Annotated in this window: 19 protein-coding genes and 1 pseudogene; 4 read left to right on the top strand and 16 right to left on the bottom strand. The window is 68.3% G+C overall.

The features are described from left to right. Positions 1–36: 36 nt before the first annotated feature. The 11 genes from B7R24_RS06795 to B7R24_RS06745 form a co-directional block, all read right to left on the bottom strand. Positions 37–1,128, bottom strand: a complete 1,092-nt coding sequence (locus B7R24_RS06795; protein WP_116418211.1) for a UDP-N-acetylglucosamine--N-acetylmuramyl-(pentapeptide) pyrophosphoryl-undecaprenol N-acetylglucosamine transferase — start codon at positions 1,126–1,128, stop codon at positions 37–39. After that, positions 1,125–2,459: a putative lipid II flippase FtsW gene (ftsW, locus tag B7R24_RS06790; protein WP_116418210.1), complete on the bottom strand. Its 1,335-nt coding sequence runs from the start codon at positions 2,457–2,459 to the stop codon at positions 1,125–1,127. Before ftsW ends, B7R24_RS06795 begins: the two co-directional genes overlap by 4 nt. 8 nt (positions 2,460–2,467) lie before the next feature. Continuing rightward, positions 2,468–3,958 (bottom strand): UDP-N-acetylmuramoyl-L-alanine--D-glutamate ligase, encoded by a 1,491-nt coding sequence (gene murD / locus B7R24_RS06785; RefSeq protein WP_116418209.1) that lies wholly within the window; start codon positions 3,956–3,958, stop codon positions 2,468–2,470. Further along, entirely contained in the window at positions 3,940–5,037 is a 1,098-nt protein-coding gene (mraY, locus tag B7R24_RS06780; RefSeq protein WP_116418208.1) for a phospho-N-acetylmuramoyl-pentapeptide-transferase, read from the bottom strand. The genes murD and mraY overlap by 19 nt, the downstream gene beginning before the upstream one ends. After that, complete coding sequence (locus tag B7R24_RS06775) at positions 5,034–6,461, bottom strand: UDP-N-acetylmuramoyl-tripeptide--D-alanyl-D-alanine ligase (RefSeq protein WP_116418464.1); 1,428 nt, start codon at positions 6,459–6,461, stop codon at positions 5,034–5,036. The genes mraY and B7R24_RS06775 overlap by 4 nt, the downstream gene beginning before the upstream one ends. Positions 6,462–6,466: 5 nt before the next feature. Further along, positions 6,467–8,008: a Mur ligase family protein gene (locus tag B7R24_RS06770; RefSeq protein WP_116418207.1), complete on the bottom strand. Its 1,542-nt coding sequence runs from the start codon at positions 8,006–8,008 to the stop codon at positions 6,467–6,469. 17 nt (positions 8,009–8,025) lie between these two features. Then, positions 8,026–9,807, bottom strand: a complete 1,782-nt coding sequence (locus tag B7R24_RS06765) for a peptidoglycan D,D-transpeptidase FtsI family protein (RefSeq protein ID WP_253259312.1) — start codon at positions 9,805–9,807, stop codon at positions 8,026–8,028. A gap of 43 nt (positions 9,808–9,850) precedes the next feature. Continuing rightward, entirely contained in the window at positions 9,851–10,576 is a 726-nt protein-coding gene (locus B7R24_RS06760) for a hypothetical protein (protein WP_116418206.1), read from the bottom strand. After that, positions 10,573–11,526: a 16S rRNA (cytosine(1402)-N(4))-methyltransferase RsmH gene (gene rsmH, locus B7R24_RS06755; protein ID WP_116418205.1), complete on the bottom strand. Its 954-nt coding sequence runs from the start codon at positions 11,524–11,526 to the stop codon at positions 10,573–10,575. The genes B7R24_RS06760 and rsmH overlap by 4 nt, the downstream gene beginning before the upstream one ends. 108 nt (positions 11,527–11,634) lie before the next feature. After that, entirely contained in the window at positions 11,635–12,066 is a 432-nt protein-coding gene (mraZ, locus tag B7R24_RS06750) for a division/cell wall cluster transcriptional repressor MraZ (protein ID WP_116418204.1), read from the bottom strand. 175 nt (positions 12,067–12,241) lie between these two features. Further along, the gene (locus B7R24_RS06745) at positions 12,242–12,637 is read right to left on the bottom strand and encodes a DUF3040 domain-containing protein (RefSeq protein ID WP_116418203.1); all 396 of its coding nucleotides are present in this window, start codon (positions 12,635–12,637) and stop codon (positions 12,242–12,244) included. 111 nt (positions 12,638–12,748) lie between these two features. Between B7R24_RS06745 and B7R24_RS06740 the strand changes: the two genes are divergently transcribed. Then, positions 12,749–13,879, top strand: a complete 1,131-nt coding sequence (locus B7R24_RS06740; RefSeq protein WP_116418202.1) for a polyprenyl synthetase family protein — start codon at positions 12,749–12,751, stop codon at positions 13,877–13,879. Between the two features lie 45 nt (positions 13,880–13,924). Here B7R24_RS06740 and B7R24_RS06735 read toward each other — a convergent pair whose 3' ends face one another. Next, entirely contained in the window at positions 13,925–14,260 is a 336-nt protein-coding gene (locus tag B7R24_RS06735) for an Rv2175c family DNA-binding protein (protein ID WP_367302609.1), read from the bottom strand. Positions 14,261–14,408: 148 nt separating this feature from the next. Here B7R24_RS06735 and B7R24_RS18510 point away from each other — a divergent pair. Both B7R24_RS18510 and B7R24_RS18505 read left to right on the top strand, forming a co-directional pair. Next, positions 14,409–15,215: pseudogene (locus B7R24_RS18510) on the top strand (protein kinase domain-containing protein); the annotation flags it as partial. Between the two features lie 69 nt (positions 15,216–15,284). Continuing rightward, on the top strand, positions 15,285–16,985 hold the full coding sequence (locus B7R24_RS18505) for a PASTA domain-containing protein (protein WP_437123517.1): 1,701 nt from the start codon (positions 15,285–15,287) through the stop codon (positions 16,983–16,985). 359 nt (positions 16,986–17,344) lie between these two features. On the opposite strand, the gene B7R24_RS06725 is transcribed toward B7R24_RS18505, so the two are convergent. From B7R24_RS06725 to B7R24_RS06715, 3 genes are all read right to left on the bottom strand, one after another. Next, positions 17,345–18,721, bottom strand: a complete 1,377-nt coding sequence (locus B7R24_RS06725) for a class II 3-deoxy-7-phosphoheptulonate synthase (RefSeq protein WP_116418200.1) — start codon at positions 18,719–18,721, stop codon at positions 17,345–17,347. A 39-nt stretch (positions 18,722–18,760) separates the two neighbouring features. Then, positions 18,761–19,447, bottom strand: coding sequence for a lysophospholipid acyltransferase family protein (locus tag B7R24_RS06720; RefSeq protein WP_116418199.1), 687 nt, complete (start codon positions 19,445–19,447; stop codon positions 18,761–18,763). An 89-nt stretch (positions 19,448–19,536) separates the two neighbouring features. Beyond that, entirely contained in the window at positions 19,537–20,484 is a 948-nt protein-coding gene (locus tag B7R24_RS06715; RefSeq protein WP_116418461.1) for an ROK family glucokinase, read from the bottom strand. 85 nt (positions 20,485–20,569) lie between these two features. Between B7R24_RS06715 and B7R24_RS06710 the strand changes: the two genes are divergently transcribed. Then, a complete protein-coding gene (locus B7R24_RS06710) occupies positions 20,570–22,405 on the top strand; it encodes an AMP-dependent synthetase/ligase (protein ID WP_116418198.1) in 1,836 nt (611 codons plus the stop codon). A gap of 9 nt (positions 22,406–22,414) precedes the next feature. Here B7R24_RS06710 and B7R24_RS06705 read toward each other — a convergent pair whose 3' ends face one another. Then, entirely contained in the window at positions 22,415–22,732 is a 318-nt protein-coding gene (locus B7R24_RS06705) for a hypothetical protein (protein ID WP_116418197.1), read from the bottom strand. Position 22,733: the final 1 nt, after the last annotated feature.

Genomic DNA, 22,733 nt, shown 5'->3' with positions numbered 1-22,733 from the left:
TCGCGTCGCTTTCTTTCGTTCGGCAAGTGCACCACGTTACGCGCTCCCGAGCGCCAGGCCGATCAGGTCGGCAGTGCGTGCCGCGCCATCGGTGACGCCCGCTCCGAGCGAGGCGGTGGCCATGGCAGCGATGCGCGCACGATCGTGCAGGAGGGGAACAAGGGATGATCGGAGGTACTCGGGCGTGAACGAGGCATCGCTCACCAGCACCGCTCCCCCGGCCCCGACCAGATCGACCGCATTGAAGCGCTGCTCGCCGTTGCCGACGGCATACGGAACCAGCACCGACGGCACGCCGAGCGCCGCGAGCTCGGAGACCGTCGCAGCGCCGGCCCGTGACACCGCGAAGTCGGCCGCGGCCAGGGCGAGCTCCATGCGGTCGCAGTAGCGCAGCATCCGGTAGCCCGGGATGCCCGGGTCGACCAGCTCGGAGCGCTCACCGGTGATGTGCAGAACCTGCCAGCCTGCCCCCACAAGGTCGGCCGCGGCCTCGAAGACCGTGCCGTTGATCTGCTGGGCGCCGAGAGATCCCCCGGTGACGAGCAGGGTGGGCGTGCCGCTCTCGAGCCCGAACAGCCCGTACGCCTCGAGGCGGGCGGCGTCTCGTGCGGCGGGCGCGGCGACCAGCGCCTGGATCTCCCGGCGGAGCGGCATGCCCACGAACCGACCGTGCGGCAGGGTTCCGGCGCGGAACGCGATACCGACATACGGCGTGAAGCGCGCACCCAGCCTGTTCGCCAGGCCCGGACGGGCATTGGCCTCGTGGATGACCATCGGAACCTTCGCCCGCCGGGCCGCCAGGTACGCCGGCGCGGCGGCATATCCCCCGAACCCGACGACCACGTCGACGCGACGGTCGCGAAGGAGCTTCGCCAGGTCGACGATCACACGCCGGAGGGCCGGTGCGAACGAGACGGCGGCACGATTCGGGCGCCGGGGGAACGGCAGCTTGGGGATGGCGACGAGCTCGTAGCCCGCACGCGGCACGAGACGCGCCTCGAGCCCGGTCGCGGTGCCGACGACGATGACCTCGGCGGCGGGGTCGCGGCGGCGCAGTTCATCGGCCGTGGCCAGCAGCGGGTTGACGTGCCCCGCGGTGCCGCCTCCGGCGAGCAGGTACGTGGTCACCGGTCGCGCACCACGCGGCGGTGGGCGGTGGGTGAAGAGGTGCGCACAGCTCCGGCCGACACAGAAGTGCTCCGCGCGGCGACCGGCCGCTGCGGGCTGCTCCGCCGGGCGAGGGGTACGGGGGCGAAACCGTTTGCGGGCGAACGCACCGGAGCCACGAGTGCGGCCGCATCCGGATCGCCCGCCGTCTCCTTTGTCTGCCCCCGCGCGATCGACAGCACGACCCCGATCGCGATCAGCGTCGTGATCAGCGCCGACCCGCCCGAGGAGATGAGCGGCAGCGGCACGCCGAGCACCGGGATCACCCCCAGCACGACGGCGATGTTGACGAAGGCCTGGCTGATGATCCACACCATGACCGAACCCGAAACGACCTTGCTGAACATGTCTTTCGACGACCGCACGATGCGCAGGAACGCGATGGCCAGCGCCACGAACAGGGCGATCACGACAAGCGCGCCGATCATGCCCAGCTCTTCGCCGATGATCGCGAAGATGAAGTCGTTGTCGGCGGCCGGCAGCCACGACCACTTGGCCTTCGAGTTACCGAGGCCGACTCCGAAGAATCCGCCGTTGGCGAGAGCGAAGAGACCGTGCTGCGTCTGCCAGCACTCCCCCGAGTAGTCGGTGCAGCCCTCGCTCAGGAACGACCCGATGCGTGACACGCGGCTCGCGCTCGACCCGGCGATGATCACGACGGCCGTCACTGCGACGAGCAGCGGCACCACGAACATCCGGAGCTTGACGCCGGCGAAGAAGAGGGCGCCGAACACGAGCCCGGCCATGATCATGACGGTTCCGAGGTCTCCGCCGAGCATCACGAGACCGAGGGCGCCGCCCGCGATCGGCAGCACCGGAATGGCGACGTGCCCCCAGAGGTGCAGGTACTTCTGCTTCTTGGCGAGGATCACGCCGAGCCAGACGACGAGCCCCAGCTTGATCAGCTCGGAGGGTTGCAGGCTGACGCCGCCGACGTTCAGCCAGTTCAGGTTTCCGCCGACCTTCACACCCAGCGGGGTGAACAGCACGACGAGCTGCAGGATGGCGCCGACCGCCAGGGCGATCCAGCCCCAGCGACGCCAGAACGACATCGGGAGGCGTGAGATGACCAGCATGAGCGGTACCCCGACGAGGGCGAAGACCCCCTGCTTCCAGAACGTGCCGAAGAAGCCCTGGCGTGCGGTGTACGAGTCGATCGACGACGACGACAGCACCATCACGAGGCCCAGCACGACGAGGAAGAGCGTGATGCCGAGCAAAAAGTAGTAGTTGCTCGACTCGGCCTGGAACACGCGGTTCACCGAGATGCGGGCGGTGCGGGCACGGGTCATCGTGTTCGTCAGCTGCCCCCACCTCCAAGGTATTCACGTACTGCGCGGGCAAAAGAGTCGCCCCGGCCCTGGTAGTCGACGAACTGGTCCATCGACGCCGCGGCCGGTGCCAGCAGCACCACGTCTCCGGGTGCGGCCTGGGCGGCTGCCAACCGCACGGCGGTCGGCATCACCTGATCAGTCTCGACGGCGGTGACCTCGAACAGGGGCACCTCGGGGGCGTGTCGTTCGAATGCCTTCCTGAGAGCTTCGCGATCCACACCGATCAGCACGACGGCCCTCAGCTTCCCGGCCCGGGCCTTCACCAGAGGCTCGACGTCGACACCCTTCAGAAGGCCGCCCGCGATCCAGACGATGTTCTCGAAGGCGCCGAGGGAGGCGTTCGCGGCGTGCGCATTGGTGGCCTTCGAGTCGTTCACCCAGGTCACCCCCGCGGCGGTTGCCACGGGCTCGATGCGGTGATGATCGAGCTCGAAGGATGCGAGAGCCGCCCTGATCGCCGGGATGCCGACCCCGAAGCTCCGTGCGAGGGCGCAGGCGGCGAGGATGTTCGCCACGGTGTGCGGCGCCCCCAGCCCCCGCTCGGCCAACGCGGTCACGGTGGTGATCTCCAGCGCGGTGGTGCGGCGGTCATCGGTGAAGGCCCGGTCGCAGAGGATGCCGTCGACCACGCCGAGGTCGCTCAACCCCGGAACGCCGAGCCCGAAACCGATGGCGCGGGCGCCCTCGACCACCTCAGCCTCCTCGACCATCGACTGCGTGCGCTCATCGGAGCGGTTGTACACACAGGCGACCTTCGTCTTCGTGTAGACCCGCGCCTTGGCCGCGGCATAGGCCTCGAACGAGCCGTGCCAGTCGAGGTGGTCTTCGGCGAGGTTCAGACACACTGCGCTGAACGGCGACATGCTGAACGTTGAGTGCAACTGGTAGCTCGAGAGCTCGACGACCAGCACATCGAAGCCCTGCGGGTCGCGGATGGCGTCGAGGATGGGAATCCCGATGTTGCCGCACGGCGCTGCGCGGAGGCCCCCGGCGACGAGCATCGTGGCGGTCAGCTGCACCGTGGTGGTCTTGCCGTTGGTGCCGGTCACGGCGAGCCACTCGGCCGGCGTGCCGACCTTGTCGCGGAGGCGCCACGCCAGCTCGACGTCGCCCCACACCGGAATGCCGGCGGCCGCGGCCCAGAGCAGCACCGGATGATCGGGGTGGAAGCCCGGCGAGACGACCAGCAGCTCGGGCTCCAGCTCGACGAGAGCGGTCGGCGGAGCATCCAGAACCGCATCGAGCACGAGCTCGGCGCCGATCACGCCGACGAGCTGCACCTGGGAGTCGTCGGCCCGCTGGGCGACGACGAGAACCCGCGCGCCGAGTTCGACGAGGGTGTCGGCGACCGAGAACCCGGTCTTGCCGAGACCCAGAACACCCACACGAAGGCCCGTCCAGTCGGAGTGCCAGCTGGTCAGGGAGTCGAGTCGCTCAGTCAATCCTGCAGAATCCATTCGAGATAGAACGCTCCGACACCAGCCGCCACACAGAGGCCGGCGATGATCCAGAAGCGCACCACGATGGTGACCTCCGCCCAGCCCTTGACCTCGAAGTGGTGGTGCAGCGGGCTGGCCCGCCAGATGCGCTTGCCGCCCGTGAGGCGGAAGTAGGTCAGCTGCACGACCACCTGGCCGGCCACGATCACGAAGATGCCGCCGATCAGGATGAGCAGCAGCTCGGTGCGGCTCTCGATGGCCAGCGCAGCGAGGGCGCCACCGATGGCGAGCGAACCCGTGTCGCCGAGGAAGATCTTCGCGGGGTTGGTGTTCCACCATAGGAACCCGACGAGGGCACCGGCGACCGCCGCCGCGACGACGGCGAGGTCGAGCGGCTGGTTCACGTTGTAGCACTTGAACGTCACATCGGGGTCCAGCGTGAGGCTCGCGCAACTCTGGTTCGCCTGCCAGAACCCGATGATCACGAAGGAGCCGATGGCGAGGATCGCAGACCCGGGGGCGAGCCCGTCAAGCCCGTCAGTGAGGTTCACCGCGTTGGAGGTCGCCAGCACGATCAGGATGATCCACACCACGAACGCGATCGTGCCGAGCAGCACGCCCCACTGCAGGAAGTCGAAGTCGAGGTCACGGATGGCCGAGATGTGGGTCGAGGCGACGGTGAGCCCGCTGGGCCCCTTCGCCATCATCGCCAGGAGAGCGAACGACCCACCCACCAGCAGCTGGCCGACCAGTTTGGCGGTCGGGCCGAGGCCGAGGCTGCGTTTCTTGCGCACCTTCAGAAAGTCGTCGATGAAGCCGACGATGCCGAGCCCCACCATCATGTAGAGCACCAGCAGCACCGATACCGATGCACCGTTGCCGGTGATCAGCAGTGCCACGAAGTACCCGAACAGTGTCGCGAGAATGATGACGATGCCGCCCATCGTGGGCGTACCGCGCTTGACGTGGTGCGAGGCGGGGCCATCGATGTTGATGTACTGGCCCCAGGCCAGCTTCTTGAAGAGCCTGATGAAGACAGGCGTCATGAACAGCGAGAAGATCATCGACAGACCGCCCGCTCCGATAAGCGTGATCATGCGAAGTGCTCCCCCAGCCGGTCACCGAGAAACCGCAGGCCCGCCGAATTCGACGATTTGACCAGAACCACGTCCCCGGAGCGCAGTTCGTTCTCGAGCAGAGCGTACGCCTCGTCGGCCGTCTCGAAGAACGCCGACTCGCCGTCCCAGGAACCCTCATGGGTGGCTGCGAGATGCAGCGCGCGGGCGCCCTCGCCCACGACGAAGATGCGCTCGATACCGAGCCGCACGATGGTGCGGCCGATGCGGTCGTGCTCCTCGAGCGAGAACTCGCCCAGTTCACTCATCTCACCGAGAATGGCGACGCGCCGGATGCCCGGCCCCGAGATCTGGGCGAGCGTCTTCAGCCCCGCGAGCATCGAGTCGGGGCTCGCGTTGTAGGCGTCGTTGATGATGGTGACGCCCTTCGTCGAGGGCAGCACCTCCATGCGCCAGCGCTCGGCGCGGGTGACGGATTCGAGCGCCTCGACGATCTCGGTGATCGGCACACCCACCGTGTGGGCCACTGCCGCCGCCGCGAGAGCGTTGGTCACATGGTGTTCGCCGAGCACGCCGAAGTGCACGCGCGCCGACTCACCGGTCGGCAGGGTCAGGGTGAAGTCCGTTCCCGCGGTCGTCTGCACGAGACCGGATGCCCGAACCCCCGCACTCGTGTCGAGCCCGAACCACAGAACCTCGGCCCGGGTCTTCTCTGCCATTCCCTCGACGCGGTAGTCGTCGAGGTTCAGCACGGCCACATCGGTCGGAAGGAGGTCGGTCACCATCTCGGTCTTCGTGGCGAGCGTCTTCTCGATGCCGCCGAACTCGCCGGCGTGGGCGAGGCCGACCATCAGCACCACGCCGATGTCGGGGCGGGCCATGCGCACCAGCCGGGTGATCTCGCCCGGAGCGCTCGCGCCCATCTCGGCAACGAGGAACCGGGTCGACGGCTCGACCTTCAGCATGGTGAGCGGGGCGCCGACCTCGTTGTTGAACGAGTCGCGCGGCGCGATCGTCGGTCCCTGCCGCTCGAGGATGGTGCGAACGAGGTTCTTCGTGGTGGTCTTGCCGTTCGAGCCGGTGATGCCGACGACCGTGAGGGTGCCGAGTTCGCGGATGCGACGGATCACCTCGGTGGCCAGCATCCCGAGGGCCTCGACCGAGTTCTCGACGACGACCTGGGGAACGGTGAGGCCGGCCGAGACCCGCTCGACGATCACGAGGTCGGCGCCGTTCCGGATGGCGGCGGGGATGTAGAGGTGCCCGTCGCTGAACTCGCCGGGCTTGGCCACGAAGATGCCGCCCGGAACGATCTCGCGCGAATCGGTGTCGACCGTTCCGTTCACGACCGAGCTGCCGGAGGTACCCTCCTGCACGGCGTGGTCGCCGAGCACCAGGGTACCGCCCACCGTGCGGGTGAGGTCGTCGAGGGTCAGGTCGAGCATGAGATCTACAGCCATCCGGATTCGTGGAGCGCGAGGCGTGCGTCGTCTCGCGCAGAGTAGGGAATGTGTTCGCCCTTGACCTCGTGGTAGTCCTCATGGCCGGGGCCGGCGTAGAGGATCACGTCGTCGGGGGTCGCGACCGAGAGGGCCTTCCGGAACGCGTCGCGCGGGTCGGCGACCTCGTACATTTCGCGGCCGGGAACGGCTGCACGGGCGGCATCCACCAGCACCTTCCTGATGGCGGCGGGGTCTTCGCTTCGCGGGTGGAAGTCGGTGACGACCACGACGTCGGAGAGCCGGGCGGCGATCTGGCCCATCTCGACGCGCTTCGACGGGTCGCGGTCGCCGTCGGCGCCGAAGAGCATGATGATGCGGCCCTCAGTGACGCGCCGCAGCGAGTCCAGCGTGCTGGTGAAGGCGTCGGGGCTGTGCCCGTAGTCGATGAAGACGGCGGGGCCGTTGTTCGGGATGCGCTCGGAGCGACCGGGAATGTAGACCCGGATGCCGCCGTCGCGATCGAGCGCGGCGCCGATGTCGGCCAGCGGGTAACCCGCCTCGACGAGCATCACGAGCGCCAGCGCGGCGTTCTCGGCCATGTGCCGGCCGAGAACGGGGATCGATGTCGTGATCGAGGCGTTGTCGGGACCGTTCAGGATGAAGCGGGTCTCCTCGATCGACTCGCGGAGGATGGCGGCGTACCAGTCGGCGGCCTTGCCCGGGTGGGTCGAGAGCTGTGTCACCGGAATCGTCGCGGCCCGGGCGAGCCTGGTGCCCCACTCCGCGTCGTTGATCACGACCCCGCGCTTAGCGCGCTCGGCCGTGAAGAGCGGCGCCTTGGCCTCGAAGTACTTCTGCATCGTGCCGTAGTCGTCGAGGTGGTCGTGGGTGAGGTTGGTGAAACCGACCACGTCGAACACGATGCCGTCGACACGGTGGCGGGTGAGGGCCTGCGCCGAGGTCTCGATGACCACCGCCTCGGCGTCGGCCTCGCGCATGCGGGCGAGCAGCCCGTGCACCTCGGTGGCTTCGGGCGTGGTGAGGGTGCTGGTGACGGCGAAGTCGCCGATGCGCCGCTCGGCGGTGGTGCTGAGGCCGGCGAGTACGCCGAGCTGGCGCAGGATGGCCTCGATGATGTAGGCGACACTCGTCTTGCCGTTCGTGCCGGTCACTCCGAAGAGCACGGGCGCGAAGTGGGCGGTCTGGTAGACCCAGGCCGAGAGGGCTCCGAGGGATGCACGGGGGTCGTCGATGACGAGCACGGGCAGCCCCGACCGGGCTGCCAGGGCCTGGCCCCGGGCATCCGTCACGATGGCGACCGCACCCTTCGCGCGGGCGTCTTCGGAGAACTGGGCACCGTGCGCGTGCACACCGGCAAGCCCGACGTAGAGGTCGCCCGGTTCGACGCTCTTCGACGACAGCGTGATCCCCGTGATCGCCACTCCGTCGACGTCACCGTGCACCTCGAACCCGAACTGACGCACGAGATCGGAGACGAGCCGGGCGTCGGGGTGTTCGGGTCGCAACCCGGAAATGACCCCTGTCTTCACCTGGCTCCTCTGGGCACTCAATAGCGGGTGGGATAGTCGGCCGGAGGCACCGTCGACGGCAGCACCCGGTACTTCTGGAGCACCTGCGACATGATCTTCTGGAAGACCGGAGCCGCAGCCGAACCGTTAGTAATGGTAACCGGCTTCATCAGGTTGACCGAAACGACGTACTTGGGGGCCTCCGCCGGAGCGAGCCCCGCGACGCTGGTGAGGTAGCCTCCGCCGTACGCTCCCTCGCCGTTGCTCACCTCGGCCGTGCCGGTCTTCGCCGCGACGTTGTAGCCCGGAATCTTCAGCAGTGTGGCGGCGTAGCCCCCCTCGACGACGCTCTGCATCATGTCGACGGTCTGCTGCGCAGCGGTGGCCGAGACGACCTGCTCGCCCTGCGTGCTGGGGGCTTCTGTGATGGTGCCGTCGGCCGCTCTGCAGCCCTCGACGAGAGTCACGGGCATCCTGACGCCGCCGTTGCCGAGGGTCTGGTACATGCTGGCGACCTGCGCGGCGGTGGTGGTGAGGCCCTGTCCGAACGAGGTGTTCCAGAGGGTCTGTTCGTCCCACTGCGTGGGGTCGCGGATGATGCCCTCCGACTCGCCCGGGAAGTCGACTTCGGTCTTCTCTCCGAGGTGGAACTTCTTCATGTAGTCGTAGCGCTGCTGGTCGGTGAGCATCGCACTCATCAGCGAGATGCCCACGTTGGAGGAGACCTGCATGATGCCGGTCAGGGTCATGGGCTCGGGGTCGTGCGACTCGTCGTCGGTGATGACCGCTCCACCCGGCGTCTTGTACCGCTGCGGAACGATCACGCCGGTCGACGGCGTGCCCTTGCCGGCGTCGACCACGGTCGCTGCGCTCTCGGCCTTGAAAGTGGATCCGGGTTCGAACGGGCTCGAGAACGCGATGGCGCCCCAGAAGTTCGAGTCGGTCGCATCCAGGTTGTTCGGGTCGGGCGTGGGGTACTGCGCCGCCGTGAGGATCTTGCCCGTGGCGACCTCGGTGACGATCGCACTGCCCCACTCGGCACCGGTCGACGTGACCTGCTGCGCGAGCACCCGCTGGGAGTAGTACTGCAGGTCGCTGTCGATGGTGGTGACGACGGTCGATCCGTTCACCGGCTCCTTGTCGAGCACGGTGGTGTTCGGAATCGCGACGCCGTCGGCACCCTTCTCATAGGTCTGCAGGCCGTCGGAGCCGGCCAGGCACTGGTTCTCCTTCTCCTCCAGGCCGCCGGTGCCCACCAACGCTCCGTTCGCGTCGTCGCCCATGAAGCCCACGAGGTTGCCGGCGACACTGCCGTTCGGGTAGATGCGCTGCGGGTCGGTCTCGTAGTAGAGCCAGGGAATGTCGAGCGCGACGATGGCACGGTACTTGTCGAGGTCGATGCCCTTGATAATCGACGCGTACGAGCTGGTCTTGTCTGCGGTCAGCAGGGCGAACACGACCTCGGGGGTCTGGCCGGTGATCGCCGCGATCTTCGCGGCCGCCTCGGTGGGGGTGACATCGGGCAGGTCGCCGCCGGTCGCCGGGTCGATGGGGGTGTAGTCGGCCACGTCTTTCGGCGAGGCGGTGACGTTGTAGCGGATGACCGTGGTCGCCAGCACGACACCGTTCGAGTCGACGATGTCGCCGCGGGGGCCATAGATGGTCTGCGGTACCGAGAGCTTGTCGTACGACTGCGCGTTGAGGTCGCTGGCCTGCACCACCTGGATGTCGACGAGCCGCACCACGAGAACCGCGACGATGGCGGTGATGATGAAGATCGAGACGGCGACCCGGTTTCGTGTGGAACGAGAGCTTCTCAAAAGGGGCAGTGTCCTAACGGTGGGCGCCTTGCGGGGCTGGTCTTCAGTGGGTCGTCGGCGCGGGCAGCTGGCCCTGCCACGGTACTGCGGCGGTGGCTGCCGCCGCAGAAGGCGCGCTCGGAGTGGCGACGGGGGTGCCGGCGGTGGGCGCCGGAGTACCGGTGGCAGTTGCTGAGGATGCTGCGGCGGCGGTCGTGGCGGCGTCGGTGGCGGCCTGTGCCGCTGCCGCTGCCGCAGCGGCAGCGCCGCTCGTCAGTGCGTTCGGCACGAGCGAGGGCTGCCCGTTCGTCAGCGAGCCCGAGGCACCCGACGCCGTCTGCGGCGTGCCGAGCACCGCCCCGTCCGACAGGCGCAGGTAGGCGGGATGCACGTTGGCCACCATGCCGAGCGACTCTGCATTGGCAGCGAGGCTCTGCGGCGCGCTCAGCCCGTCGAGCTGCTCCGTGAGGGCGCCGTTCGTGCGGTCCAGCTCCTTCTGCTGGGACTGCAGCGATTCGATCTCATAGGCACCGTTCGACAACCCGATGCTCAGCGTGAGCTGCGCCACAACGATCGAGAACACTCCGACGACGACCACGGCCGCGTACGCCAGCTTGGGCTTCCGGCGACGCAGCACGTTGCTCGTCGCGATCGTGAAGCGCGACTTCGGCTTCGCGGGCGGCGAGTAGTCACCGAGGAAGGCATCGTCGAAGGGGTCGTCGAACGGTTCGGCGACCGCCGTGGCGGCTCCGGATGCTCGGGGAGACCTGGCTGGGGCAATACTCGTCATGATGCGACTCTCACTCGCTCGGCCGCGCGGAGACGCACGGGGGTAGACCTGGGATTGGTGGCTTTCTCGTCTTCGCCGGCGAGTTCGGCCCCCCGAACCAGCAACCGCAGCTGCGGCTGGTGTTCAGGCAGTTCCACGGGCAGTCCCGGTGGGGTGGAGGAGGTGGAGGCGGCCGCGAGTGCACGCTTCACGATGCGGTCTTCGAGGGACTGGTACGACAGCACCACCATCCGCCCGCCGAGCGCGAGAGCACCGATTGCAGCGGGAACCGCGAGCTCGAGCGACACCAGCTCCTGGTTCACCTCGATGCGCAGCGCCTGGAAGACGCGTTTGGCAGGGTGGCCCTGCCGGGCGAGCGCGGCAGGGGTCGCCTTCGAGATGAGGTCGACGAGCTCGGCGGAGCGCACCAGCCGGTTCTCGGCCCGGCGTTCGACGATGCGCTTCGCGAAACGCGCCGCGAGACGCTCCTCGCCGTATTCCCAGAAGATTCGGCGGAGGTCGGGCTCGGAATACTCGGCCAGGATCTCCTCGGCCGTCAGCTCGGCGGTGCCGTCCATCCGCATGTCCAGCGGCGCGTCCTTCGAGTAGGCGAATCCGCGCTCGGCGCGGTCGAGTTGCATCGACGAGACGCCCAGATCGAGCAGGATGCCCTGAACGTCGCTGTAGCCGAGCCCCTGCAGGGCATCCTGGATCTCGTCGTACCGGCAGTGCACCAGCTTCGCCCGCTCGCCGAAGGGCCCGAGACGCTCCCCGGCGAGCGCCAGGGCCTCGGGATCGCGGTCGAGGCCGACGAGGGTGAGGTCGGGAAAACGGGTGAGGAACGCCTCGGCGTGACCGGCCAGACCCAGCGTGCCGTCGACGAGAACGGCTCCGGGGGCGCCGATGGCCGGGGCGAGCAGCTCGATCGAGCGCTCGAGCATGACGGGGGTGTGGATTCGAGAGAGGTCCATAGACAACGGGTTCCGGTGGCGGTCGTGCCCCCTGATCCCCATCCGCATCGACCTGGCACCGGGGAAGTGTGCCAGGGCGAACGGCTGGGAGTCACAGCGCACGCATCACTAGAAGAGTCCCGGAACCACCTCCTCCTCGGTCTCACTGAACTTCGCTTCCTGCTCGGCGAGGTAGGTCTCCCAGGCACTCGCATCCCAGATCTCGGCACGACTTCCGGCACCGATGACGACGAGGTCGCGTTCGAGGCCGGCATAGGCGCGAAGTGGTGCCGGCACAGTGACCCGGTGCTGGCTGTCGGGGTTCTCCGCGCTCGCGCCAGACAGGAAGACGCGGAGATAGTCACGCGCCGTCTTGTTGGTCACGGGTGCCTGGCGGATCTTTTCGTGCACGGTCTCGAATTCACGCGTGGAGAACACGTAGATGCAGTGCTCCTGGCCACGCGTCATGACGACGCCGCTCGAGAGTTCTTCGCGGAACTTGGCCGGGAGGATGATGCGGCTCTTGTCGTCGAGCTTGGGGGTGTAGGTACCAAGGAACATGCGCCACTCCCCTCATTTCCGGCCAGACTGCGGGTGTTGCTCCACCGTACTCCACTTCCCTCCACTTTGCTGGTAAATCGCCCCACGGATGTGCCCGCTCCTCCCCTTCCCTCGTTTTCGGGCACAAAAAAAGACCGGCCCGTGGGGGCCGGTCTTTTGGTGAAAGCGGTGGGGACTAGTCGTTCTTCTCGTTGCGGTCATCCCAGCGGTCATTGAGGCGATCCATGAAGCCGGCCTTGTTGGCGGGCTTTCGGCTGGCGCCGGACTGGCTCGCACCGGGTGCAGCGCTGCCACCGCGGAGACGCCCGAGCGCCTTCGTCGGGCGCAGAGCCACGAGCACGCCGGTGAACATGACCGCGAAGCCCAGGATGCCGATGAGGGGAATGTGGATGACCACACCCACGATCACGACGGCGAGTCCCACGACGGCGAGCAGCACTCCGAGAACCAGCGAGCTGTAACTCAGGCGACCTCGCCCTGCGCCCACCGCCGACACGAAATCGGCGTCATTGTGATAGAGACTGCGCTCCATCTCATCGAGGAGCTTCTGCTCCTGCTCCGAAAGCGGCATTTCATTCACCTCTGGGCTCGGTATGGACCGTCAATCACAGCGGGTCCTGCGCCGTTCGAATCGAACTGCGCCGTCAAATAATACTGCGGGGTTCGTGGCTAGGCTAGGCGTGTGACTGAAAGTACACGCCTGACCACGTTCGTCGACACCAACATCGCGAACTTCCTCACGGACCGTGATCCCATTCTCACCTCTATCGCGGCGGAATTGGCTCCTTTCGGCGAATTTTCGCGGAATCTTCTCAGCGGGGGAAAACGCTTCCGCGCCCAGTTCTGCTATTGGGGCTGGCGCTCGGTGCTGGGTGACGACATCCGCAGCACAGAGCAGGCCACCGGCTACGGTTCAGGCCCCGGCGAACGCGAGTTCGAGGCGCTGGTCGAGCTGTGCACAGCGCTCGAGTTCTTCCACGCGGCGGCGCTCGTGCACGACGACATCATCGACAATTCCGACACCCGGCGGGGCATGCCGGCGGCGCACCGCAGCTTCGAGCGGCTGCACTCAGCGCAGGGCTTCTCGGGCGACAGGGCCGGTTACGGCCGGGCCAGCGCCATCCTGATGGGCGACCTGCTGCTCGCGTGGAGCGACGAGCTCGTCGGCAAGGCGCTGCAGGCGCTCGAACCGGCGGCAGCGCTCGCCACCCGGCAGGAGTTCAACCGCATGCGAGTCGAAGTGACGCTCGGCCAGTACCTCGACATCCTCGAGGAGGGAGCCTGGCCAGTCGTCCCCGAATCCGACCTGCTGCCCCGGGCCGAACGGGTCATCGTTTACAAATCCGCGAAATACAGCGTGGAGGCACCGTTGGTTCTCGGTGCCAAGCTCCACGGGGCATCCGTCGACCAGGTGGCGGCGCTGCAGGCGTTCGGCCTGCCGCTCGGCATCGCCTTCCAGCTGCGCGACGACCTGCTCGGCGTGTTCGGAGATGCGGCCCGCACCGGCAAACCGTCGGGAGACGATCTGCGGGAAGGCAAGCGCACGGTTCTCGTGGCGCTCGCGCGCCAGACCCTTTCGGCCTCGAGCCGCCGGCTCTTCGACGAGCTGCTCGGCGACCCCGACCTGAGCCCGGCCCAGATCTCCATGCTGCAGGCGACCATCACCGACAGCGGCGCCGCCGACCGCGTCGAGACGCTCATCGCGCGGCACACCGACGACGCGCTTGCGGCTCTCACGGCCGCCCCCCTGGCTGAGCCGGCGAAGATCGAGCTGGCGTCGCTGGCCCGCGTCATCACCCAGCGCGACGCGTAGCCCGCGGCTCCGCCCGAGCCTGAAAGGGGTTGCGAGCCCCGGGGATCAGCCCAGGGCCTGGGCGATGCGGCGCACCTCGGCCTTGCGGCCGGCGAGGAGGGCGTCGATGGGGGCGGCTCCGAGCGAATCCTCGGGTTCGAGCATCCACTCCATCATCTCGTCGTTGGAGAAACCGCTGTCGTGCAGCACGACGATCGTGCCCTTCAGCTCGCTCATCGGCGCCTCATCGACGATGAAGACCTCGGGAACCGACAGCACCCCGTCGCGCCTCGTCGCCAGCAGCGAACCCTCTTCGATGAGTTTTCGCACCTTGCTGATGGTCATGCCCAGCCTGTCGGCGAGGTCGGGAACGGTCAGCCAGTTTCGTGTTGTGTCGCTCACCACACAAGGATGGCATGTACCGGGCAGGGTCTGACACCCCCTCGCTGGTCTCGATTCGGTCGCAGTCGGGTGTTCGGCTATGTCGGTACCGCAAACGGCGAACTCTTCGGTTTACTATCGGGGCGTGAACCGCGCGCCCACCGACCCCATGCTCGATCGTCTCGTCGACGGTCGCTACCGGGTCTCTGCGCGCATTGCGAGAGGCGGAATGGCGACGGTCTACGTGGCCGACGACCTGCGGCTCGACCGCCAGGTCGCCATCAAGATCATGCACGGGCACCTGGCCGACGACGAAGCGTTCCGTGAGCGGTTCGTGCAGGAGGCGCGATCGGCCGCACGGCTCGCGCACCCGAACGTGGTCAGCGTGTTCGACCAGGGACAAGACGACGAGATGGCCTACATGGTCATGGAGTACCTGCCCGGCATGACGCTGCGCGACCTGCTCAAAGACTACGGGCGCCTCACCACCGAGCAGACGCTCGACATCATGGAGGCCGTGCTCGGCGGGCTCGCCGCCGCGCACAAGGCGGGCATCGTGCACCGCGACGTGAAGCCCGAGAACGTGCTGCTGGCCGACGACGGCCGCATCAAGATCGGTGACTTCGGGCTGGCGCGCGCGGCATCCGCGAACACGGCGACCGGCCAGGCGCTGCTCGGAACGATCGCCTACCTCTCCCCCGAACTGCTGACTCGGGGCGTCGCGGATGCCCGCAGCGACATCTACGCCTCGGGCATCATGATGTACGAGATGCTCGTCGGCGAGCAGCCCTACCTCGGCGAGCAGCCCATGCAGATCGCGTTCCAGCACGCGAACGAGACGGTTCCGGCGCCGAGCATCCGGGTCGCGGGCATCCCCGGCGAGGTCGACGAACTCGTTCGCTGGGCGACGGCCAAGTCCCCGGATGATCGACCGCACGATGCCCGCATCCTGCTCGATCGCCTCCTCGACGCCGAGGCCACGACCGCGGCGTCGCTGCGTGCGTCGGCCGCCGCGCAGCGGGCCGGCGTCTTCGAGACCCGTGTGATGCCCGCGGGCATGATGACGGCGGCGCACTCGGCAGCGGCTGCTGCAGGTGCGGCGGGCGCTGTCGCGGCGGGCGCGGCGGGCGCGGCGGGCGCAGCCGGCGCAGCCGGTAGCGGTACAGGTGGCGCGGGTGCAGCAGATGTGCTCGACCGCCCCTCTGCCGACGAGACGAGCCGGTATGCACCCGGCATCTCGGGCCACGGTGCGGCCGCTGGCCGGGCGGGCGCCGGCGGCTCGGGCGATGGCCGCGCGCACGCCGATCGCAGCTACGACGACGACGACGACGGTCTCTCGGGCTTCGACGACGGGTTCGACGAAGCTGCGACCCAGGTACTCCGCCCCCAGAAGACGAAGGGCGGCCGACGTGCCGCGGCCCGCGCTGCCAAGGCAGGCGCCGCTGCCGGGGCGGCTGCCGCTGCGGTCGATACCGGTGCGGCCACCGTTCGCGGCGCGGGCGGAGGCGGAGGCGGGGGCACGGGTTACGGTGCGGCGCCGGGCGGCATGGCCGCGGGTTACGGTGCGGCGCCGGGCGGCACGGCCGCGGGTTACGGTGCGGCGCCGGGCGGCACGGCCGCGGGTTACGGCGCGGCACCGGGCGCGACAGCCGGCCGGAGTGCCGCCTCCGCGGGTGGTTTCGCGGCGGGATTCGGTCTGCCCGGAACGACGGGCCACGCCCAGGGTGGCGGCGCGGCTGCGGCGGTCGCTCCGGCGGCGGCACCGACATCCGCTCGCCCTGCGGGGCCCGCCGAGCACCGGCCCGGCAGCGCTGTCGCGAAACTCCAGGCCAAGACGGCGAAACGTCGGCGGCGCGGGTGGTGGATCCTGGCACTGGTGGTCATTCTCCTTGCCGCGGGTGGCGGAACGGGCTGGTACTTCAGCTCGGGACCCGGCGGCAGCGTCGCGCTCCCCTCCGTGACCGGCAGCACGCCGGCGGATGCCGAGGCCACCCTCACCGCGCTCGGCCTGCAGCTCGGGGCCGAGGAGTCGGCGACGAGTCCGACCGTTCCCGCGGGCACCGTGCTCGGAACCGATCCGAGTTCAGACGCGGGCACCGTGCCGAACGGCTCCACGGTGTCGGTAGTGGTCTCCGCCGGGCCGGCGCAACTGCCGGTGCCGTCCCTCGTCGGATCGATGGAGGATGCGGCACGGGCATCCGTCGCGGGCCTGTTCACCGTGACCGACTCGCAGGGCCAGTTCGCGGGCGACGTCGCGGCGGGAACCGTCATGCAGGCGCTCGGCTCCGACGGACAACCCCTCGCGGCGACCTACGGCGAGCAGCAGCCGATCACCCTCGTCGTGTCGCTCGGCGGGGTCCCCGATGTGGTCGGCAAGACCCCCGACGACGCGTCGGCGGCGCTCAAGGCCGCGAACCTCGACTCCGCGATCGGCTCGTCGGACTACAGCGAGACGATCCCCGAGGGCAACGTCATCTCGATCGGCCTGCCGCCCTCACCCGTCGTGCCCGGCGCCACCATCACGCTGAACACGTCGAAGGGCCCCGCTCCCGTGCCGGTTCCGGATGTCGTCGGCAAGAACTGGTCGGATGCCAAGGCCGCCCTCCAGAACGACGGGTTCAGCCTGGGTTACAGTCCCGTTGCAGACCTCGCGGCCGGGGCCTTCGTGGTCAGCGCAACCGACCCGGCCCCCGGCACCGCCCTCCCCCGCGGTTCGAAGGTCACCGTCAGCTTCGCCGGCTTCTAGCCGCCGCGCCGCCCGGCGCGCCGCCGTCCCGCGGCCCCGCGCCGCCCGGCGCGCCGCCGTCCCGCGGCCCACCACAGCCCCGGCGACCGACCGCGCTCCGTCACGCACCTGCCCGTCGCGTGGAACGGACACGATTTCGGCCCTCCGAGGCAGATACTGGCGACGATGCGCGCGAGCGTGTCCATTCGGCGCACAACACCGCCGCAGTTCCGTCGAGGACCGGTTCCCCCATTCGGACGGACGGGGACCGAACCGCCGCGCATACGGGCCCGGATCGCCTCAGCTCCGTCCGGGTGGCGCCGCAGCGCCGCGGGCACGCGCCGCTGGCGCGCCTCAGTGCGGCGGGGGTGCGCGGCGCACTACAGCTTCGCGCCGCGCAGCTCCTCGGCGACCAGGAAGGCGAGCTCGAGGGACTGCATGTGGTTCAGCCGGGGGTCGCAGAGCGACTCGTAGCGGGTGGAGAGGGTGGCCTCGTCGATGTGCTCCGAGCCGCCGAGGCACTCGGTGACGTCGTCGCCGGTGAGTTCGACATGGATGCCGCCGGGGTGCGTTCCGACCGCGCGGTGGGCCTCGAAGAAGCCCTTGACCTCGTCGACGACGTCGTCGAACCGACGCGTCTTGTAGCCGTTGGGCGTGGTGAGGCCGTTGCCGTGCATCGGGTCGGTCACCCAGAGTGGGAGCGCATCCGAAGCCTTGATCGCCTCGAGGAGCGGAGGCAGGGCATCCCGCACCTTGCCTGCGCCCATGCGCGTGATGAAGGTGAGGCGACCCGGCTCCCGCTGGGGGTCGAGCTTGTCGATCAGCCTCAGCATGTCGTCAGGCGACGTCGTAGGCCCGAGCTTGACGCCGATCGGGTTGCGCACCCGCGAGAGGAAGTCGATGTGGGCGCCGTCGAGGTCACGCGTGCGCTCCCCGATCCACTGGAAGTGGCTCGACGTGTTGTACGGCGTTCCGGTGCGGGAGTCGATGCGTGTCATCGGTCGCTCATAGTCGAAGAGCAGCGCTTCGTGGGCGGTGTAGAACTCGGTACGCTTCAGCGCCTCGAAGTCGGCACCGCACGCGATCATGAACCGGATGGCACGGTCGATCTCCCGCGCCAGGTCTTCGTAGCGGGCATTCGCCGGGTTCGAGGTGAACCCCTTGTTCCAGTGATGCACCTCGCGGAGGTCTGCGAATCCGCCCTGCGTGAACGCCCGGATCAGGTTCAGCGTCGACGCGGAGGTGTGGTACCCCGCGATGAGCCTGGCGGGATCTGCCGCACGCGACTCGGGCGTGAAGTCGTAGCCGTTGACGATGTCGCCCCGGTATGCGGGCAGCGTCACCCCGTTACGCGTCTCGGAGTCGCTCGATCGCGGCTTCGCGAACTGCCCCGCCATGCGTCCCATCTTGATGACGGGCATCGAGGCACCGTAGGTGAGCACGACGGCCATCTGCAGCACCGTCTTGATGCGGTTGCGGATCTGGTCGGCCGTCGCCCCCGCGAACGTCTCGGCGCAGTCGCCACCCTGCAGCAGGAACGCCTGCCCGGAGGCCGCCACCGCCAGCCGGTCGCGCAGCGTGTCGACCTCGCCCGCGAACACCAACGGCGGCAGCTTGGAGATCTGGGCCGAGGCGGCCTCGAGCGCCGCGCGGTCGGGCCACTGCGGCTGCTGCTTGGCCACCAGGGTGCGCCAGTTGTCGAGACCGTCGATGACGCTCGCTTCAGCTTCTACGACACGTTCGGACAGATCTATCACGAGAACACTCAACTCACATCAGCAACAGGGGAACAGGACCTAACGCGAGACCTTCGCCCGCTTCTCCTTCACAGAAGTCGCGTACACATCGGAGTATTCCTGCCCGCTGATGCGGTGCAGCTCGTACATGATCTCGTCGGTGATCGAACGCAGCACGAATCGGTCTGATTCCATGCCGTCGAACCTAGAGAAATCTAGTGGCTCGCCGAACACGATGCCAATCCGGCGGATGTGCACCCCGCTGCCGACGGTCATGACCTTCTCTGTGTCGATCATGGCGACCGGGATGATCGGCACCCCGGCTTCGAGCACCATGCGTGCGACTCCCGTGCGCCCCCGGTACATCTTCGAGTCGGGGCTACGCGTGCCCTCAGGGTAGATGCCGAGCAGGTCGCCCTTGCCCAGCACCTCGAGACCGGTGTTCAGCGATGCCTCGGACGCCTTTCCGCCGGACCGGTCGATCGGCAGCTGCCCGGTCGCTGTGAAGAACAGCTTCACAAGTCGGCCCTTTAGCCCCTTGCCGGTGAAGTACTCGCTCTTGGCGAGAAAACTCACCCGACGGTCCATCATCAGTGGCAGGAAGACGGAGTCGGCGAACGACAGGTGGTTGCTGGCGAGGATGGCGCCGCCCGTGGCGGGGATGTTCTCCGCACCGAGCACCCACGGGCGGAAGACGAGCTTCACGATCGGGCCCGCCACTATGTACTTCATGAACCAGTAAAACATCGTCGTCCTCGCGTCTGACCTGTGATTCTACCGGGGCTGAATGACCCCGGGCGCGTCGGATGCCGCCCGGCGGCATGCCCGGCGCGGCCTCAGATCGACTCGGCGTACAGCCGGGCCAGATCGGCCGCTCCCACCACGCCGGCGTCGTTCACCAGCTCAGCGATGCGGAACTCCGGCTCGGGGTGGAACCCGCGCGCGGGCAACACGTCGAGGTACGCCGCCCTGATCGGGTCCAGCAGCAGATCCCCGGCCTGCGCCACCCCGCCACCGATGACGAAGAGTTGCGGATCGAGCACCGCCCCGAGGCTCGCGGCCGCCTGCCCGAGCCAGTGCCCGAGCGTGCGGAGTGCCAGCAGTGCACCCGGGTCACCGGCCTGGATGAGTTCGCTCACATCGAGCCCGCTCAGGATGCCGCTGCGAGCGCGTGCCGCCGCAAGACCGATCCCGATCCCACCGGCGTCGGCCAGCTCGTTGGCCGAGCGGAGGAGGGCACGCCCGCTGCCGTACTGCTCGATACATCCGCGGGCCCCGCACCCGCAGGGCAGCCCGTCGGGCACGACCCGCATGTGCCCCAACTCCGCTGCGGCGCCGAATCCGCCCCGGAAGAGTCGGTCGCCCGAGACGATCGCCCCGCCGACCCCGGTGCCGATGGTGAGGATGACCATGTCGCTGACCAGACGGCCCGCCCCGAAACGGAACTCGGCCCACCCCGCAGCGTTCGCATCGTTCTCGATGATGATGTGCATCCCGAGCCGCTGTTCGAGCTTCTCGCGAAAGGGTTCGTTGCGCCACGAGATGTTGGGCGCGTAGTCGACGATCGACTGCGCGGCGTCGATGAAGCCGGCGGCGGCGACACCGACAGCGCTGACCTCGACCCCCTCGGAGAGCCTCTGGACCATCGCGACGACGGCGTCTTCGATGAGCTGCGGATTGCTCGCGGTGGTGGGCTGTCGGTCGGAGCGCAGAATGGTTCCCAGCTCGTCGACGAGCGCGCCCGCGATCTTCGTTCCGCCAATGTCGATTCCTATGGCTTGCACAGTCACATCTTGGCAAGCGCCGCTGTTCCTGTCGAATTTTCGGCCCACCGATAGACTGGGGGGGTTAGGAACCGAAGGAGCTACCGTGGACCAGTTTGTCGCCCCAGCCGTTGTACCGGCCGACCCCGAGGCGAACGCCACCGACCTGCTGGTGAACCGCGTGAAGCAGTCACCGGATGCGCCCCTGTTCGCGATTCCCTCGAAGAACGGCGGCGACGGCGGCTGGGTGGATGTCTCGGGCGCCGAGTTCCTCGCGCAGGTGCGCGCCCTCGCCAAAGGCCTCATCGCGGCCGGAGTGCAGCCCGGCGACAAGATCGGCCTGATGTGCCGCACCCGCTACGAGTGGACCCTGATCGACTTCGCGACCTGGTTCGCCGGCGCCGTGCTCGTTCCTGTCTACGAGACGTCGTCTCCCTCGCAGGTGCAGTGGAGCCTGAGCGATTCGGGTGCTGTCGCCGTCATCGTCGAGACCCCCGACCACTTCGCCCGCTACGACGAGGTCGCCGCCGACCTTCCGCTCGTGACCCGGGTCTGGCAGATCGATCTCGGTGACCTCGACAAGATCGTCGCGGGCGGGGCGTCCGTCGACGACGCCGAGGTCGAGAGGCGCCGCACCCTCGCGAAGGGCAGCGACCTCGCGACGCTCATCTACACCTCGGGCACCATGGGGCGCCCGAAGGGCTGCATCCTGACGCACTCGAACTTCGTCGAGCTCTCCCGGAACGCCGCGGTCAAGCTCAGTGACGTCGTGCACGAGGGCGCCTCCACCCTGCTGTTCATCACGACGGCCCACGTCTTTGCCCGGTTCATCGCCGTGATGAGCGTGCACGCGGGAGTCAAAGTCGGGCACCAGGCCGACACGAAGCAGCTGCTGCCCGCACTCGGATCGTTCAAACCGACCTTCCTGCTCGCGGTTCCGCGGGTGTTCGAGAAGGTCTACAACTCGTCGGAGCAGAAGGCCGAGGGTGACGGTCGCGGCAAGATCTTCCGCCAGGCCGCCGACGTTGCCGTCGCCCACAGCGAGGCGCTCGACGCCGGCCACGTGCCGCTGGGACTGAAGGTCAAGTTCGCCCTGTTCGATCGACTCGTCTACTCGAAGCTCCGTGCTGCGCTCGGTGGTCGCACGAAGTACGCGGTGTCGGGTTCCGCTCCCCTGGGCCACCGCCTCGGGCACTTCTACAGAAGCCTCGGCATCACCATCCTCGAGGGCTACGGCCTCACCGAGACGACGGCTCCGGCCACGGTGAACCTGCCCGACAAGTTCAAGCTCGACACGGTGGGCCCGGCGCTGCCCGGGGTGGGCATCCGCATCGCCGCCGACGGCGAGGTGCAGGTGTCGGGCGTCAACGTGTTCGGAGGCTACTGGAACAACGCCGCTGCGACCGCCGAGGCAATGGACGGCGAGTGGTTCAGGACCGGCGACATCGGCGCGCTCGACAGCGACGGCTTCCTCACCATCACGGGCCGCAAGAAGGAGATCATCGTGACGGCCGGCGGTAAGAACGTCGCGCCTGCCGTGCTCGAGGATCCGATTCGTGCGAACCCGCTGGTCGGGCAGGTCATCGTCGTCGGCGACCAGAAGCCGTTCATCTCCGCGCTGGTCACGCTCGACACGGAGATGCTGCCGGTGTGGCTCGGCAACCACGGTGAGAAGAAGGAGATGACGCTCGCCGAGGCGTCGCAGAACCCCGCGGTGCTCGCCGAGATCCAACGGGCGGTGGATGCCGCGAACCAGACCGTCTCCCGGGCCGAGTCGATCCGCAAGTTCGTGGTACTGCCCACCGACCTGACGGAGGAGAGCGGTCACCTCACTCCGAAGCTCACCATCAAGCGCGCCGTGATCGTGCACGACTACGCCACGACGATCGAGCGCATGTACTCCAGTGCCCCCGCCACCGAGGGCATCTCCGTCGCCCACTGACCTAGCCCCTCACGGGGTTCGCGGGCCATAGCGTCGCAGCTCTCGGGCCATGAACTCGGCGAACGTGCCCGTGAATTCGAAACCATCCCACACCGGCCACTCCGGCCGACCGCTCATCGAGAGGTGCACAGTAGAGACGGCGTTATCGCGGTCGGTGTGCACCAGCAGCACGTCATCGGTACCGATCGACGTCGCCAGCAGCCGCACCGTCTCAAACGACGGATGCGCCGTCGTCAGCTCGGTCTGGCACTCAGCCCAGATCCAGTCGCGATCCTCGTCGTCGTCGGCGTTTTGCCACCATTCCGGCAGCGTTTGCAGATCAAACATG

Source organism: Subtercola boreus, from assembly GCF_003399645.1.
Taxonomy (GTDB): Bacteria; Actinomycetota; Actinomycetes; order Actinomycetales; family Microbacteriaceae; genus Subtercola; species Subtercola boreus_A.
Note: the sequence above shows the minus strand (reverse complement) of the source record. Positions and strands in the feature narration are given on the sequence as shown.

Excerpts from the sequence above, each read along its gene's own strand:
- ftsW (WP_116418210.1), bottom strand. The coding sequence starts at position 2,459 with ATGACCCGTGCCCGCACCGCCCGCATCTCGGTGAACCGCGTGTTCCAG.
- murD (WP_116418209.1), bottom strand. The coding sequence starts at position 3,958 with ATGGATTCTGCAGGATTGACTGAGCGACTCGACTCCCTGACCAGCTGG.
- mraY (WP_116418208.1), bottom strand. The coding sequence starts at position 5,037 with ATGATCACGCTTATCGGAGCGGGCGGTCTGTCGATGATCTTCTCGCTG.
- B7R24_RS06775 (WP_116418464.1), bottom strand. The coding sequence starts at position 6,461 with ATGCTCGACCTGACCCTCGACGACCTCACCCGCACGGTGGGCGGTACC.
- B7R24_RS06760 (WP_116418206.1), bottom strand. The coding sequence starts at position 10,576 with ATGACGAGTATTGCCCCAGCCAGGTCTCCCCGAGCATCCGGAGCCGCC.
- rsmH (WP_116418205.1), bottom strand. The coding sequence starts at position 11,526 with ATGGACCTCTCTCGAATCCACACCCCCGTCATGCTCGAGCGCTCGATC.
- mraZ (WP_116418204.1), bottom strand. The coding sequence starts at position 12,066 with ATGTTCCTTGGTACCTACACCCCCAAGCTCGACGACAAGAGCCGCATC.
- B7R24_RS06745 (WP_116418203.1), bottom strand. The coding sequence starts at position 12,637 with ATGCCGCTTTCGGAGCAGGAGCAGAAGCTCCTCGATGAGATGGAGCGC.
- B7R24_RS18505 (WP_437123517.1), top strand. The coding sequence starts at position 15,285 with ATGCCCGCGGGCATGATGACGGCGGCGCACTCGGCAGCGGCTGCTGCA.
- B7R24_RS06720 (WP_116418199.1), bottom strand. The coding sequence starts at position 19,447 with ATGTTTTACTGGTTCATGAAGTACATAGTGGCGGGCCCGATCGTGAAG.
- B7R24_RS06705 (WP_116418197.1), bottom strand. The coding sequence starts at position 22,732 with ATGTTTGATCTGCAAACGCTGCCGGAATGGTGGCAAAACGCCGACGAC.